This is a genomic window from Capnocytophaga sp. G2 (genome assembly GCF_035282625.1).
GTDB lineage: Bacteria > Bacteroidota > Bacteroidia > Flavobacteriales > Flavobacteriaceae > Capnocytophaga.
Genome location: NZ_JAYKBU010000014.1, coordinates 13099 through 23781, shown reverse-complemented (window position 1 = coordinate 23781; position 10683 = coordinate 13099). Strand labels below are relative to the sequence as shown.

12 protein-coding genes, 2 tRNA genes and 1 pseudogene are annotated in these 10683 nt (G+C 36.9%); 4 read left to right on the top strand and 11 right to left on the bottom strand.

Features of this window, described 5'->3' with window-relative positions; genetic code table 11:
- The first annotated feature begins 38 nt into the window (after positions 1 to 38).
- Together VJJ03_RS08745 and VJJ03_RS08740 are read left to right on the top strand one after the other, a co-directional pair.
- On the top strand, positions 39 to 530 hold the full coding sequence (locus VJJ03_RS08745; RefSeq protein WP_323975063.1) for an Lrp/AsnC family transcriptional regulator: 492 nt from the start codon (positions 39 to 41) through the stop codon (positions 528 to 530).
- A 1-nt stretch (position 531) separates the two neighbouring features.
- Positions 532 to 1146 carry a deoxynucleoside kinase gene (locus VJJ03_RS08740; RefSeq protein ID WP_009746103.1) on the top strand — a complete coding sequence of 205 codons (615 nt, stop codon included), beginning with the start codon at positions 532 to 534 and terminating at the stop codon, positions 1144 to 1146.
- 16 nt (positions 1147 to 1162) lie between these two features.
- Here VJJ03_RS08740 and VJJ03_RS08735 read toward each other — a convergent pair whose 3' ends face one another.
- The 11 genes and pseudogenes from VJJ03_RS08735 to metK form a co-directional block, all read right to left on the bottom strand.
- Complete coding sequence (locus VJJ03_RS08735) at positions 1163 to 2254, bottom strand: DUF3810 domain-containing protein (RefSeq protein WP_323975061.1); 1092 nt, start codon at positions 2252 to 2254, stop codon at positions 1163 to 1165.
- A gap of 53 nt (positions 2255 to 2307) precedes the next feature.
- Positions 2308 to 2529 carry a hypothetical protein gene (locus VJJ03_RS08730; RefSeq protein WP_323975059.1) on the bottom strand — a complete coding sequence of 74 codons (222 nt, stop codon included), beginning with the start codon at positions 2527 to 2529 and terminating at the stop codon, positions 2308 to 2310.
- Complete coding sequence (locus tag VJJ03_RS08725) at positions 2526 to 2747, bottom strand: succinylglutamate-semialdehyde dehydrogenase (protein ID WP_323975057.1); 222 nt, start codon at positions 2745 to 2747, stop codon at positions 2526 to 2528. The genes VJJ03_RS08730 and VJJ03_RS08725 overlap by 4 nt, the downstream gene beginning before the upstream one ends.
- A gap of 22 nt (positions 2748 to 2769) precedes the next feature.
- Positions 2770 to 3484: pseudogene (locus VJJ03_RS08720) on the bottom strand (SH3 domain-containing protein).
- A 90-nt stretch (positions 3485 to 3574) separates the two neighbouring features.
- Complete coding sequence (locus VJJ03_RS08715; protein ID WP_323975055.1) at positions 3575 to 4438, bottom strand: hypothetical protein; 864 nt, start codon at positions 4436 to 4438, stop codon at positions 3575 to 3577.
- A gap of 64 nt (positions 4439 to 4502) precedes the next feature.
- Positions 4503 to 5279, bottom strand: a complete 777-nt coding sequence (locus tag VJJ03_RS08710; protein WP_009746117.1) for an alpha/beta fold hydrolase — start codon at positions 5277 to 5279, stop codon at positions 4503 to 4505.
- Positions 5280 to 5379: 100 nt separating this feature from the next.
- Positions 5380 to 6087, bottom strand: coding sequence for a YARHG domain-containing protein (locus tag VJJ03_RS08705; RefSeq protein ID WP_323975053.1), 708 nt, complete (start codon positions 6085 to 6087; stop codon positions 5380 to 5382).
- Between the two features lie 129 nt (positions 6088 to 6216).
- A complete protein-coding gene (locus VJJ03_RS08700; protein ID WP_323975051.1) occupies positions 6217 to 7200 on the bottom strand; it encodes an alpha/beta hydrolase in 984 nt (327 codons plus the stop codon).
- Between the two features lie 34 nt (positions 7201 to 7234).
- Positions 7235 to 8074: a type II CAAX prenyl endopeptidase Rce1 family protein gene (locus VJJ03_RS08695; protein WP_323975050.1), complete on the bottom strand. Its 840-nt coding sequence runs from the start codon at positions 8072 to 8074 to the stop codon at positions 7235 to 7237.
- Between the two features lie 12 nt (positions 8075 to 8086).
- Entirely contained in the window at positions 8087 to 8611 is a 525-nt protein-coding gene (locus tag VJJ03_RS08690; RefSeq protein ID WP_323975048.1) for a TetR/AcrR family transcriptional regulator, read from the bottom strand.
- 383 nt (positions 8612 to 8994) lie between these two features.
- Positions 8995 to 10245 carry a methionine adenosyltransferase gene (gene metK / locus VJJ03_RS08685; protein ID WP_323975046.1) on the bottom strand — a complete coding sequence of 417 codons (1251 nt, stop codon included), beginning with the start codon at positions 10243 to 10245 and terminating at the stop codon, positions 8995 to 8997.
- A gap of 225 nt (positions 10246 to 10470) precedes the next feature.
- Here metK and VJJ03_RS08680 point away from each other — a divergent pair.
- Positions 10471 to 10543, top strand: a tRNA-Gly gene (locus VJJ03_RS08680).
- A gap of 31 nt (positions 10544 to 10574) precedes the next feature.
- Positions 10575 to 10647, top strand: a tRNA-Gly gene (locus tag VJJ03_RS08675).
- Positions 10648 to 10683 lie beyond the last annotated feature (36 nt).

Below are 10683 nucleotides of genomic sequence, written 5' to 3'. Positions count from 1 at the left end.
TAAAAAAAATATATTTTTGTAATTTAAATACACAGAATATGGTATCATTTGACAAAATCGATCTAATTCTATTAGACGAACTACAACGAGACAGCAAGCAATCTGTCAAGGAGTTAGCTAAAAAAGTTAACCTTTCTATCACTCCTGTACATGAGCGTATCAAAAAGTTAGAAGCTCTCAATGTCATACAAAATTATGTGGCTGTAGTGAATCCTAATGCCTTGGGAAAAACTTTAGTAGCTTATTGCCAAGTAAAACTTGTTCGCCATCAAGAGGGTTTATTTGAAGAATTTGAGCAATATGTTCGTGATCTTGATGAAGTACAAGAGGCTTATTATATGGCAGGTCCCTATGATTTTCTACTCAAACTTATTCTTAAGGATATGAAAGATTATCAAAACTTTGTTGTCCATAAAATTTCAAAATTAGATATCATATCTAATATTCGAAGTGCTTTCACTATACAAAGCATTAAAAACACCTCAATGATTAAGTGTATATTGGACGAAAATAGAGACGAAGAAGAATAAGATGCACTTTGCTATTGCTGGAAATATAGGCGCTGGTAAAACAACGCTAACTGAGCTATTGTCAAAACACTACAAGTGGGAAGCTCATTATGAGGATGCTTCAGATAACCCTTATTTGGATGATTTCTATGCCAATATGGAGCGTTGGAGTTTTAACTTGCAAGTATTCTTCTTAAATAGTCGCTTTAGGCAAGTATTGGATATTCGACAAAGTAAAAAGGATTTTATCCAAGACAGAACTATTTATGAGGATGCTTATATCTTTGCTCCTAATTTGCATGCTATGGGGCTGATGTCCTCAAGGGATTTTTCTAATTATCGCTCACTCTTTGAGCTCATGGAAAGTTTTATTCAGCCTCCTGACTTACTCATTTACCTTAGGAGTTCTATTGCAAACTTAGTCAATCAGATTCAAAAAAGAGGACGTGAGTATGAAAATAGTATTTCCATTGAGTACTTGAACAGACTTAACCAATGTTATGAAGATTGGATTGATACTTATGATAAAGGAAAACTCCTTATCATTGATGTTGACAAGTTAGATTTTGTTCAAAACGAAGAAGATTTAGGAGATATTATCCAACGTATAGATACTTCTATACATGGGCTTTTCTAAAAATAATAAATAGAGGTTATTCATTTTGTAGATAATCTCTATTTATCTTATGCACAAGATAGTAAATAAGCATTCCTGTTACATAATCATAATTCTGTATACCCCCTTCTTGAGCATTTGCTTTAAGGAAGGTATCATAACTATTTTTAAAAACTTCTTCCATAGGATTTTCATATTGGCTCCAAAATTCATAGGCTTCTGTATAATTTTGTAAAACTCCTGGTCGTATTCTGTCCATATACTCTTTATGTTTCTCCACTGATATTTTTCTTATTTCTTTTAAACAGTAACGCAAAGCAAATAGAGTAGCACTATATCTGAAATAGGGCTCTTCATGGTCATAAGTAACCAAAAATCCTATAAAATTAGCCTCCTTCTCCGAAGCATATCCTAATTGATGTGCCATTTCATGGGCTACTGTCACAGGAAAGCTATATTGAGTTGCCAAAGCATTCACCTGTGCTTCTCCCGTAAAAGGATTTAAATAACCACTATACCCCATATAAGTAAGTATTTTATTATATAGGGAGGACTTAACACTGGGTGTATATAGGACAAACTGAGGAAATCTTTGAGAAAGTCTGTTATATCCCTGAGGCATTTTCTCATAAACCTCCTTTGGAGTAAAAGGCATCTTCACCGCTTGCTCCTTAGACAAAGCAAGGCGCTGGTGTAAGGCATTTGCCTCAGCAACAAGCCTTGTGGTAACCTGCTCCACCTCAGTTTCAGTATAAGAAAAATTCCAGCCCAACTGTACCGATAGCGGATGCCTATAATAGTTGAACCCCCAAAGAAAATAAAACAAGCTCACAAAGATAATGACTCCCTTCCCTACTTTTTTAAAAAAGTGAAGCGGTGCCCTACGTATTCGCCTAAAATACCTAATGACACAGTACACCACCCCTAAAGCAAGCCCCGTATAGAGGATATCCCCTACAGAGAAAGGAATCCAGCCTAACAAAAATCGCACTACTCGTCCTATATAGGGATAAAGCCCTGTGCTATACCACTGCTCAGTAAGTGCTGGCTGGGAACGGAAAAGCCCATATAATGCTATAAATAACACTATATAAAGGAGTTTTCCATAAGTTGTATATTTCTTTTTCATTTGCAACATAAAGAAGTAAAGTTATTTGCTTTTGTATCAAAACTTTGTAATAATCAGATTTTCAATTCATTATACGATTTCAAAAGTATTCTAATAAACTCTTCCAAATCCAATTCTTTATGGGTATCATTAGGATTGTTGTATATATCAATTATTGTTTTATCACCTTTTCTGAATATTTCAGCTATTTGATAATCAGAGGCTTGCTCATCATAAATATCTATATGAAAATCTTCCTTGTCTTCAGGAATGTATAGGGTTGCTTGCAATTTCATATTCGAATTATTTTCAAATAACTTTCAGCAAAACTCTTAATAGTTTCAGAGGAATAGTCCCCTCCTTTGGCATAAGAAATTCCCATAACTTCTAAAGCTATGGCTTGGCACTGCTTATCATTAATATTAATAGCTTTGCTATCTAATATTTTCCGAACAACAACCATACATTTTCGAAGGTCTTCTGTTGTAGCATAGGGAGGTAAAGTTATTTTCATTATAAAAAGATAGAAACATAGATTAAAACGGCTCTCTCACTATACGAGTTTTTATATTCGCCTTTTACTATTTGCCAACATAACCTGATAGGCATTGGCACCATCTCCATTGTAGGAAATGATATAGAGAATATCGTCTTCCCTATCATAATACACAAAATTATTATCCATATAAAGCCCTATCTCATACAAATCATCATAGGCATTTTTAGGGATAGGAACATCTTTACTATCAATAATGACCGTGATACTTTTGTAGTGATCAAGCGGTAGAAACTCATCATTATCCCGTCCTTGCACCCGCTTTCCGTCAATGATAAGTTCATTATACTCTTTGTGCCTTTTCTTGGTAATCTTGTGCTTGGTTTTATCAAATGGCTGTTTGGTAAGGGGCACGCTAATACCTTTCCCTGTAATGGTAAGGCTATTATCTTGTTCTTTAGCCCTGCCGAAGGAAAGTCTTGTACTTTTTTAAGACAACCCTTATGTACATACCCTTTATCTACATACAACCAATTAAAAGATATCTCTTCACCACTTTCATCAGATGTAGTATCGAAGAGGGTGTATACAAGTGTATTATTAGGCAAAGTACCTACAATTTTGCTTTTTACGTTTTCTTTAGTGCGAATGTTTACATAGCCGTCTTTGTCTTTTACTACGGCATAATCTCCGAAAGGACCTTGCGCAAAGACGTTGGTCGTAAGGAGCAGGAATAAAATAAGTAAGTGTTTCATATAAAGTATTTTTTCGCAGATATACTGATTTTTTTAACTTAGCTAAAGTTTTAAAGATGAGTTATATTGGGAAATTTATATAAATACTCTCTACTCTTCCTCTGTAGCCCAATCATAAAAACCGCTTTCTCGCAATTGGGCTTCATACTGCTGAATAGTTTTCTCATCGTACTTTTCTCTTTGGATAAACTTTTCCTTTTCAAAATAAATATCCATTGGGTTCAGTCCATAAAGTTGAGCGATGAGAGTCGCTAAATTCATATTAGAGTAATACTCGTGAAGCACATAAATCATTAGCCTAAAATCTGTTTCCTCTATCTTAGGGAAAGCCTTTTTGATAAGCTGAAGTGATTTCTCAAACCACACTTTTTCAGGGGCTACTACCTTATTCAGCCAGTCGGTATACCACATTTCAAAGGTGAGTTTTTCTCCCTTCTCGTTAAGCTCAGGCGATAGTCCGCTATAATCCTGACGACTATCGAGCCATATATAGCCTTTTTCTTTACCATTCACCACCAAAAGATAGGAAGCTCCGTGCCCTATATGGCATATTTGCAAGCAACCACTGATGCGCTTTGTATCCATATAGGATTCCACCTCCTCTGGCGTAGGGCGCTCACCACCGTCCCAATCAATACTATTAAGCCATTCCTCTTCATTCCAATGCTCGGTGTAAGGGAAAGGCGTAGAGAGGTCTATAGTCCGGTCTTTCCACATCAAATCTTCCGTTGCTTCTTTAAGGGAACGCAGTCCGTAATCGGGACCCACACAGCCATTGGCGATTTGGGTAATGAAAGTACGATAATCTGCAGGGAAAGTGATACGATTTTCTTTCTCTATTTTGGCTACTTTTGCTTCTTCCAATACGGGATTCATATATATACTGCCAAATCGTTTTAGCTGAGGAACCTCTAAGATGATTTGTATTTTCTTTTTGATTTCTTCTATATTCATATATGTTGAATTGTGCGAATAGCGCACGCTGTTTTTTTCTTTATCCTGCTAAAATAAAGGTATTTTATGGCAAAAATATTTTTCTTCCCTCAATTGACTGATAAATAACATCACTAAGACCTTGAGGATTTTCCCAAGCCATAGAATGACCTGCATTAGGAATTATCTTTACCTGAATATGTTCTGTTTGTAGTCTTTCCCAATCGGGGTCAGGCAAAGATTGTTCTCCAAAAATGAAGACTTTAGTAGTAGGAAGCTTATAAAGTATCTTCCTCCAAGTAGGGAATTGCCCCTCTACTAAGGAAAGAGACTCCTTGAAAATAGCTGTTGAGTTTGTTAGAGAAAGACTTTTTGCCCACAATCTGTTATTGTTTTGAATATTCTCCCTAATGAGCTCTTCATATCCAAATTTTATAAAATCCTCGTAGGAATAGTTTGCTATCTTTTTGGAAAAAAATCCTCCTCCATTGTCCAAATTGGCTTCACTTAGGAGCAATAACTTTACTTTTTTATCCAATTTTTCAGCTAATTTTATAGCTATTGCTCCTCCCATACTATGTCCGTAGATAACCAATTCCTCTAACTGTAGGTCTTCTACAAAGCTTTTTAGCAAGGAGGCATGGCTTTCTATAGTATAAGGGAAATCATCACTATAATCACTAAATCCTGAACCTAATAGGTCTGGAATAATCCTGCGATGTGCCTGAATACTCCCTGAAGCAACAGTGGGATAATCCATAGAACCACAGCAACCTAAGCCATGTATAAAGAGAATAGGGATAAGACTGCCTGACAAATCGTGATAACGCAGCTGTCCAAAGTTTGTTTGATATACTTGCATACACTTATATTTTTGTCAAATAATTAAAAGCTTTTCTACTTGAAATATTTTATTCATAACATCAGTATTGTCAAAAGAAAAAGAATATCCCTTTTTCTCTTTATCCTGCTACTCCAGACTCTATAAATACCAATTTTTGATTTTTCCATTTGAATCTCCAATAAGTAACGCTTTCCATAACCTCAAATACCTCCGTATCATAGACTCCCTTAATCTTATCATCATCTTGTACTTTTTTAGAATGGCCATCTTCAAACCACCCAATCTCTACTTCACTACCGTCTATAGATATATAATATTTGTTACTCCCCTTAAAGTTATCTACCTCTACGCTATAATACCCTTGATTTTTAATCCAATGAATATCATCTATATCTATTTTAGCAATGGTTTTACTAAAATACTCATTAGAGTTACCTTTGGGAATAAGACTATGCCCTCTCTGTACTTCTGCTTTTAAACTTCGCAATGCTTCTATGAGTTTTTCTCTATCAGCTTTTAGTATTGCCGTGCGTTCTTGAAATAGCTTCACATTTTGTTCTTCCACTGCGTTGAGTTTCACCTTACTATTGTCACTCACAGGCTTATACCACGGTTTTTCATTAAAGTAATTGCTTATTTCGTAGTCTTTAAACTTATAACCTTTGCGAGCGTAGAGGTCGTTGGTGAGGAAGCGCAATTCATCTATGCTCAATTTGCTGATTTGTTGTTCCTTAATCACTTGGGTGGCACAAGTGACGCAATCTTTTAGCTGTGCCGTAGCGTTTAGTGAGAACAACACTATTGATAATAAGTATAAGTGTTTCATTGTAAAGTAATTTTTCGCAAATATACTGATTTTTTTTCAACTTAGCTAAAGTTTTAAAGATGAGTTGCGAGAAATGAGTTGAAGGCTATATATCAAAGACATTAGCTTGAGACTTGTTTTTTATACATTTTATTGAAGATGCTCACTAAAAAACGCCTCCAACTTATCAAACGGAATTACTCCAGCTTGATTGTCGTAAAAATCGGTGTGACGTGCATTAGGGACAATTAGCAGTTCTTTTTTCTCAGTTCCAATCAACTTGTAGGCATCTTCACTCATATAGCGAGAATGGGCTTTTTCTCCTGCAATCATAAGGGTTGGTACCTCAATTTCGTTGGCATACGACAGTAGTGGAAAATTCATAAATGAAAGCAGGGTAGTAGCTGTCCAAACGTGATTGGAAACTGAACGCTCGTGGAAACCTCGTGGCGTTTTGTAAAACTCAATATAATCATTCAAGAATTCAGGTACTTTATCCGATGGGGTGTCGGGCATAGGGTAACCTGGAGTAGGGGTTACTGCCTCGGCATCTGTCCAACGAATAGCATTGAGCGAACGCTTCATTTCCAGACGCATTTCAGGCGTATTGGCATCAAAATATCCTTTACTGAAAACACGGGACATGTCGTACATTACCATGGTAGCTACTGCCTTGATACGTGTATCAATAGCCGTAGCATTGAGCGCAAAGCCACCCCAGCCGCAGATGCCGATAATTCCTATTTTTTCTCTACCTACAAAGGGTTGAATTCCTAAGCAATCTACTGCTGCCGAAAAATCTTCGGTATTGATGTCGGGAGATGCTACATTACGAGGTTCTCCACCACTCTCTCCCGTATAGGAGGGGTCAAAGGCTAAGGTTACAAAGCCTCTTTCAGCCATTGTTTGGGCGTAAAATCCTGAGGTTTGTTCTTTTACAGCTCCAAATCCGCCGCAAACAGCAAGGGCAGCAAGTTTTTTATCTTCGCTGTTTTTCGGGAAATACAAATCACCAATAAGGGTGATACCATAGCGATTTTTGAACGATACTTTTTTGTGTTCAACTTTATCGCTTTTAGCGAAAATCTTATCCCAGCAGCCAGCATTTACAGGGTTTTCATTATTTTTGTTCATATTGCTAATATTTTGGTTTATACAATTTTATTCATTATGAATGAAGATACCCTTTACTTTTGCGTATTTTTCTCAAATATAAGCCTATAGCCAAGTATATCAATGTTGGAATTAGACCAAAAAGAGGGGATACTAAAAGTGTTTTATCGGGTGAAATAACAGTAAATTCTTCTGAAATGAGAGGATTAAGAGCGTCTTTCATTGAATGCATCAAAACTAGCAATAAGAGTGAACGCGAGAGAAAGAAAATTTCGGTGTACATTATTGTCCAAACAGCAATAACCACAAAGCTCACCAAAACAAATAACTCTTTGCTATAAGGGAAAAAGGTTGCCTGATAAGCATCGTCTAAGAATATGAGATTGTATGGCAGGTGCCATATTTGACAGACGAATGCCACCACTACATAAATCACCCATTCGTTTTTGGTGAGTTGTTCCATTTTTACAGTGAGATAACCTCGAAAAGCCGTCTCTTCTAAGATATTTTTGATAAAAATGGGTAAGAAAGCAGTAGCAAAAACAGGGAGATAGGCAGCAACACTAAACTTACTCACATCTACCCAACCTAATAGCTTTCCAACAAACAGCGTTATACCAATAACCACGGGATAAATTGCAATAGCAAAGATATACCAGCGAGAGTTTTGCTTGAAACGAGGTTTTAAAGGGAAATCTTTCCAACCATCGCCACCCAAAAGGCGGAGCAAAATCATACACACAATAGGAGAAGCAATAAAAATCCCTGATCCTAGAGACTCTAAATTAGAAGATTCGCCAAGCAACTGGTTTACCCCAACGCCTATCCATCCGCAAGAGATGGCTACTAAGCTAAATAGGATTACATTCCGAAGTGTTTTTTTATTGGTTCTCATATTAAGGCAGATTTATTTTAATATTTCTAAAATTTTATCTTCGTCGTAAACAAGCATACCCACTGCGACCAATGAAGCGATACCGTGTGCTAACATCCAACCTTTAGCAATGTCATTCTTCAGCTCTTCATCAGATAGATTTTTGCATTCTTCGCTATTTTTCATTATTTCTACCACTCGCTCACTTTCCGGAAAAATGTCAGTAAGTTTTACATTGGTAACATTATCCATATAAAAAGCCTTGAATAGGGCAGGCTCGGTGTATGCCATCCACACGTATCCAAGTCCTAAATCCAAAAGAGTATTGCCTGTTTTTGAGTAACTGAGCACTACACTTTGCAGGAAGGGCAGTGCCTTTTTGCAGATTTCGGCTTTAAGGTCATCCATATTTTTATAGCACCAATAGATGGGCTGAGTGGAGCAACCTATTTGCTTAGCAATATTTCGGGCTGAAAGCACTGCAAAACCCTCTTTTCGCACCATTTCAAAGGCGGTTCCTATAATTACTTCTTGCGTTATTGTTGTTGATTTCGGCATAAAACTTTGTTATAACATCTGTAATATAACACCTGTTATTTTTTTGCAAAAGTAGTACAAATTTTCAAACCTGCAAATTTTTAATCAAAAAAAAGAGATAAAAATTTTAAAAGTATTTTCAATTTCTGTTTGTTTTTCTGTGTTAATATGAGATTTATTGGGGATTGTTTTTATGAAAAAAAAGAGATATCGGCTTATTATTATTCATTATCTCTCTTATATCCATCATATTTTACTCCTGTAATAACTTCAATCCATTGGTTAGAATACTCCTTTTACTTTTGAACAGTAGCTATTTGTGAAAAATCATTCTCAAGTTACAAAAAAACTTTACCTCTTATGGCAAGAAGTAAAGTTTATTAAAGTATTATCATAACCTTATATTAAATTCTAAAAGCCTTTCGGATCGGCTCTACATAGTCCAATTTCTCCCATGTAAAGAGTTCTACTTCTATGGTTTTAGTATTATGATAAGGAGAAGCAAATACTTTCTTTACCACTTCAGGGTTTCTTCCCATGTGTCCGTAGGCGGCGGTTTCGCTATAAATAGGATAACGCAACTTCAGTCGTTGTTCTATATCATAAGGGCGTAGAGAGAAGATTTCCCGAACCTTTTGAGCAATTTGGCCATCAGTAAGGGGTACTTTGGAGGTGCCATAGGTATTGACATAGACACCTGTTGGTTCAGCTACCCCAATGGCATAGCTTACCTGTACGAGCATCTCATCGGCTATTCCCGCGGCTACCATATTCTTAGCAATATGGCGGGTAGCATAAGCGGCACTTCTATCCACCTTACTGGGGTCTTTCCCTGAGAAAGCTCCCCCACCATGAGCACCTTTTCCACCATAGGTATCTACAATAATCTTGCGCCCTGTAAGCCCTGTATCACCATGAGGTCCTCCTATAACAAAAACTCCCGTAGGGTTGATATGGTACTTAATATTTTCATTGAAAAGATGGGCATATTTTGGGTATTGCTGTTTGATACGTGGAATGAGAATGTGGAGCATATCATCCTTTATCTTCTCCAACATCTTGGTTTCAGTATCGAAAGGATCATGTTGGGTAGAAATTACAATACTATCAATGCGTATAGGCTTATTATCATCACTATACTCAAGAGTTACTTGGCTCTTGGCATCAGGACGTAGATAAGTAATTTGTTTATTCTCACGACGCAAATTTGCCAACTCTCGTACAATAGCATGAGAAAGTGACAAAGAAAGAGGTATATAAGTATCCGTCTCACGCGTAGCATAACCGAACATCATTCCTTGGTCACCCGCCCCTTGTTCTTCAGGAGCCTTACGTACTACTCCTTGATTGATATCGGGTGATTGTTCATGTATGGCAGAAAGTACCCCACAGGAGTTTGCTTCAAACATATAATCACTCTTAGTATAACCTATACGCTTAATTACATCACGAGCAATCTGCTGTACATCAAGGTAAGTCTTGGATTTCACTTCTCCTGCGAGAATTACCTGACCGGTGGTAACTAAGGTTTCGCAAGCTACTTTAGACGAAGGATCAAAAGCGAGAAAGTGGTCAATAAGAGCATCGCTAATCTGGTCAGCGATTTTGTCTGGATGTCCTTCAGACACCGATTCGGAAGTAAATAAATATCCCATAAATAATAATTATGAGGAGATTACTGGTTTAGCATCATTTATCGTTTTTACGATGAGGTGGCAATCAGTCAAATCTGTCCTCGGTTAATACGGCGCAAAGTTACAGTTTTTCTTTTAGAAAAGAAACAAATAAGAGCACAAATTTCACAAGATTTTTTTTGCAAAAAAGTATATTTTTGTTTTGTGGGTTAAAAAAAATATCTTACCTTTGCACCGTCAAAAAAGGCGGGAATAGCTCAGTTGGTAGAGCGTCAGCCTTCCAAGCTGAATGTCGCGAGTTCGAACCTCGTTTCCCGCTCTGTTTCATATTGATTAATATTCTATCTTTTGCGGAAGTAGCTCAGTTGGTAGAGCGTCAGCCTTCCAAGCTGAATGTCGCGAGTTCGAACCTCGTCTTCCGCTCTGTAAGAGAATCCTTGTCCCATAAGATGAGGATTT

Coding starts and splice junctions, on each gene's coding strand:
- VJJ03_RS08725 (WP_323975057.1), bottom strand. CDS start 2,747: ATGAAAATAACTTTACCTCCCTATGCTACAACAGAAGACCTTCGAAAA.
- VJJ03_RS08740 (WP_009746103.1), top strand. CDS start 532: ATGCACTTTGCTATTGCTGGAAATATAGGCGCTGGTAAAACAACGCTA.
- VJJ03_RS08710 (WP_009746117.1), bottom strand. CDS start 5,279: ATGCAAGTATATCAAACAAACTTTGGACAGCTGCGTTATCACGATTTG.
- VJJ03_RS08690 (WP_323975048.1), bottom strand. CDS start 8,611: ATGCCGAAATCAACAACAATAACGCAAGAAGTAATTATAGGAACCGCC.
- VJJ03_RS08695 (WP_323975050.1), bottom strand. CDS start 8,074: ATGAGAACCAATAAAAAAACACTTCGGAATGTAATCCTATTTAGCTTA.
- VJJ03_RS08745 (WP_323975063.1), top strand. CDS start 39: ATGGTATCATTTGACAAAATCGATCTAATTCTATTAGACGAACTACAA.
- metK (WP_323975046.1), bottom strand. CDS start 10,245: ATGGGATATTTATTTACTTCCGAATCGGTGTCTGAAGGACATCCAGAC.
- VJJ03_RS08705 (WP_323975053.1), bottom strand. CDS start 6,087: ATGAAACACTTATACTTATTATCAATAGTGTTGTTCTCACTAAACGCT.
- VJJ03_RS08735 (WP_323975061.1), bottom strand. CDS start 2,254: ATGAAAAAGAAATATACAACTTATGGAAAACTCCTTTATATAGTGTTA.
- VJJ03_RS08715 (WP_323975055.1), bottom strand. CDS start 4,438: ATGAATATAGAAGAAATCAAAAAGAAAATACAAATCATCTTAGAGGTT.
- VJJ03_RS08730 (WP_323975059.1), bottom strand. CDS start 2,529: ATGAAATTGCAAGCAACCCTATACATTCCTGAAGACAAGGAAGATTTT.
- VJJ03_RS08700 (WP_323975051.1), bottom strand. CDS start 7,200: ATGAACAAAAATAATGAAAACCCTGTAAATGCTGGCTGCTGGGATAAG.